General features: G+C 34.7%; 4 protein-coding genes. 3 read left to right on the top strand and 1 reads right to left on the bottom strand.

Going from position 1 to position 1,799, the window contains the following annotated elements; all coding sequences use genetic code 11:
• Positions 1-88 precede the first annotated feature (88 nt).
• Entirely contained in the window at positions 89-556 is a 468-nt protein-coding gene (locus AKK44_RS08325; protein ID WP_054279291.1) for a hypothetical protein, read from the bottom strand.
• Between the two features lie 106 nt (positions 557-662).
• Here AKK44_RS08325 and AKK44_RS08320 point away from each other — a divergent pair, with 106 nt between their 5' ends.
• From AKK44_RS08320 to AKK44_RS09055, 3 genes are all read left to right on the top strand, one after another.
• The gene (locus AKK44_RS08320; RefSeq protein ID WP_082385624.1) at positions 663-971 is read left to right on the top strand and encodes a replication initiation protein; all 309 of its coding nucleotides are present in this window, start codon (positions 663-665) and stop codon (positions 969-971) included.
• 165 nt (positions 972-1,136) lie between these two features.
• Positions 1,137-1,244, top strand: a complete 108-nt coding sequence (locus AKK44_RS09360) for a hypothetical protein (RefSeq protein WP_330218229.1) — start codon at positions 1,137-1,139, stop codon at positions 1,242-1,244.
• A 26-nt stretch (positions 1,245-1,270) separates the two neighbouring features.
• Positions 1,271-1,468 carry a hypothetical protein gene (locus AKK44_RS09055; RefSeq protein ID WP_054279289.1) on the top strand — a complete coding sequence of 66 codons (198 nt, stop codon included), beginning with the start codon at positions 1,271-1,273 and terminating at the stop codon, positions 1,466-1,468.
• The last annotated feature ends 331 nt before the right edge of the window (positions 1,469-1,799 follow it).

Below are 1,799 nucleotides of genomic sequence, written 5' to 3'. Positions count from 1 at the left end.
CTCGTAAAAGTCTTCTCATTGATCTCAGTAAACGCTAAGGCAGGTGGTCCAAATAGCGTATATTTTGAAAATCGTTGCCGTCCTCTCATTACAAATACCTCCGCAAAACATCTAATCGATTATGACCGACATCACGCATGACATCAGTTGCTGCAATGGCATACCCTTGCCAAGTACCGACTTTGACAACCGCAAAAGGATTGACTTTTTCAACGACCTTCTGACCGTTTTTATAGCTTGTGCGATACAAATTAGTCCAATTTCGCTGCGCATGATGAGTGAATCCGATCCTGGAGTAACCAATGCTATGCTTTTGAATATAGTCTACAGTTAAAGTTCCTTTTTTCTGTTCCCAATACTGTTGACGCTCTATTAAGCGTTGCTGCACATACTCATTGCGATTGATATGCAATGGTAAGCTGCGTTTGTTGACTTTGAATAATTGCTCTTTTTTGCGCGATCCAGCAGATAACAGGGCTTTTTCACGTTCTTCTTCTGATTTTCTTAGATAATTTGTCGGGTATTCCCTTGATTGAGCCCCGTAACGGTCCCACATGAGCTCTGAGAGGTCTTCTCGTACCTGTGATATTTACCCCCTTTACCAATAACTTCCGCAAACAAGCGTTTAGAGCCCTTTTGAAGAAGATGGAGTAAAAGGAATCATGATGACCCAGTTATTTGGGTATATCAATTACCTCGAGACAGGAATTGTTCGTTTCGAATTTTCTAAGTATGCTCAACCTTATGTATTTGATCTTAAGAAAAATTTTTACCCATTCCATTTGATAGAATTAGCTAATATCAAAGGAAAATATGCCTTAATATTAATGAAATTATGGGAAGCACATCGTTTTGGAGATAGTCGGAATACTTTAATCAAAGGGACGATAGATGACTGGCAATATTGGTTTTTAGGGGAGGATAAGCGTCTTCCCCTTTCTAAAAATAAAAAATTTTGCTATAATTTGTAATATAGGAAAATATAGGGGAGATTGATTTAGTGGGAGATATTAAGATTGAGATTGGAAAAAGGATTCGCTCAGCACGTTTAAGTAGAGGTTTTACTCAGATAGATATTTGTGATGATCAATCTGAAGACAATACGACAGTTAGCTCGTATTGAAAATGGACAAGCTATGGTTACATTACCTAAGATCATCTTTCTATCAGAAAAGCTTGATATTCCCATTCAAGAATTAATTGATATTGAAAAGATAGAGATTCCTAAACGTTATTTGGAGTAAAAAATAAAACTAAAGGAGAATAGAGGATGAATATGAAAAATATAGATTTGAACGTAGCAATACCTAAGTTGGCTACAGTGCTTCCAATTACAGTTATCATACTTAATATAGTTATAAATCTATATATGAAAAAATCATTCACAACAAGTGAGTATGCTTGGAGTGCTGTAGGACTAGTTTTAGCTACATATTTTGGGGTTTTTTGTAAAGATCTATCAAAATAAAATTATTGTGGATTATAAATTAAAATTTAAGTATCTACTAGATAGTACGACAGTTAAAAAAGTGTCTTTAGACACTTTTTATTTTCTCACCTTAAAGATAAGTCTTACCGCATTAATTATCAAAAAAGATTACGCGAATAAGTAGACTTCATTGTCAAGGACATTAGTATCCTGGTCATTTCGGTTTTGTTTTACGAAAAGCTTTAGAAATCTCTGAAGCATCTAACAAATGATCTGTAAGACTAGTTAAAGTGAAATAGCCATTAAACTCTAAATTAACCCAATCATTTCGACCAATAGACTTAAATTTCATTCTAGGAATCCAAAACTG

Origin of the sequence: Streptococcus phocae, assembly GCF_001302265.1 — a bacterium.
Lineage (GTDB): Bacteria > Bacillota > Bacilli > Lactobacillales > Streptococcaceae > Streptococcus > Streptococcus phocae.
This window is presented reverse-complemented; position numbering and strand designations above follow the sequence as displayed.